Raw genomic sequence first — 1388 nt, forward strand, 5'->3', positions numbered from 1 at the left:
TTACCAGTATGGAAAAGCAAAAGAACCGCTAACCTCAACATGATTAACTTTTCATGTGGGGGCTGCGGTTCTAAAACCATGGAGGTTTTGTTGCGGGTTTGCGCCGTTATTGCTGAAGAAATTTAGTCTTCGTTGCCTTGCTCGATGACAGCGTTTAACGATATATCGGATATATCGGCAAGCTGTTCGTCTTCCGGACGGCCAGACGGCAAGAAATGCAGCTCAAGCGTAACCGAATCGTTTCGTTGGAGCGGGAAGCTCAGCAGTGTGAACGGAATGACGCGGCCATTTAAGCGAAGGGTGTATTGAATTGGGCCGCCAATTGGGATGCCGCTGACAGAAGCGATTTGTCCGCTGAACGTAAAGCGGATAACGCCGGTTTCTGCGAGCGCTTGTGCGATCGTCAAGCCGGGACGGAAGCGAACGCGATAGCCTCGAGTAATGTTCGGGAAGAAGCGCCCGCCGTTAATGAATACAGTAACTGTCGCTGGCGGCACAGGGAATGGGAAAGGAAACGGGAATGGGAATGGGAACGGTCCAGGAAACGGCCCTGGAAACGGTCCTGGGAATGGCCCTGGAAACGGCCCTGGAAACGGCCCTGGGAAAGGTCCTGGGAACGGCCCTGGAAACGGCCCTGGCATTGGTCCCGGCATTGGCCCTGGCATTGGCCCCGGCATTGGCCCCGGCATTGGCCCTGGCATTGGTCCCGGCATCGGTCCCGGCATTGGTCCCGGCATTGGTCCCGGCATCGGCCCTGGCATTGGTCCCGGCATTGGTCCCGGCATCGGTCCCGGCATCGGTCCCGGCATCGGCCCGGGCCCTGGTCCGCCAGGGAAGAGCATGCGCGGACCGCCGCAGCCGCAATCTTGAATGACACTTCCATCTAAAGTGTTAATGTACTTGTAAGTATATCTCATGCAACAGTCAGACTCCTTTGCACTGCATATTAGGCATCTATCCTCATCCATCTTATGCGGCAAGCGCCCAGCTGTGCATGATGGAGGGGAAGAGAGTGAAGAACGATAAGGGTGTTGTCCAAAAACGCGACGCATGGGAGAGCACATTCGGCAGCAGCTGTTGATCATGAGAGGGTGTGAGCTTAAGGCCGAAAACGGCCTAAAAGTCGATTGCGCGAGGTGCAACGGAGGAAATAAGGCCGAAAATGGCCTTATATGGGCGAAAAGCAGCGGCAGTCGGAGGAAAAAGCGAGCTTTAAGGCCGAAAACGGCCTAAAAGTCGATTGCGCGAGGTGCAACGGAGTGAATAAGGCCGAAAATGGCCTTATATGGGCGGAAAGCAGCGGCAGTCGGAGGAAAAAGCGAGCTTTAAGGCCGAAAACGGCCTAAAAGTCGATTGCGCGAGGTGCAACGGAGGGAATAAGGCCGAAA

General features: G+C 55.4%; 2 protein-coding genes. One reads left to right on the forward strand and one right to left on the reverse strand.

Features of this window, described 5'->3' with window-relative positions; all coding sequences use genetic code 11:
• Nucleotides 1–122: 122 nt before the first annotated feature.
• Nucleotides 123–407: a hypothetical protein gene (locus GOM71_RS23625; protein WP_156285571.1), complete on the reverse strand. Its 285-nt coding sequence runs from the start codon at nucleotides 405–407 to the stop codon at nucleotides 123–125.
• 61 nt (nucleotides 408–468) lie between these two features.
• Here GOM71_RS23625 and GOM71_RS23630 point away from each other — a divergent pair, with 61 nt between their 5' ends.
• Nucleotides 469–870 carry a hypothetical protein gene (locus tag GOM71_RS23630; RefSeq protein WP_156285572.1) on the forward strand — a complete coding sequence of 134 codons (402 nt, stop codon included), beginning with the start codon at nucleotides 469–471 and terminating at the stop codon, nucleotides 868–870.
• Nucleotides 871–1388 lie beyond the last annotated feature (518 nt).

The organism is Paenibacillus sp. NEAU-GSW1, assembly GCF_009737085.1.
In the GTDB taxonomy this organism is placed as follows: Bacteria; Bacillota; Bacilli; order Paenibacillales; family Paenibacillaceae; genus Pristimantibacillus.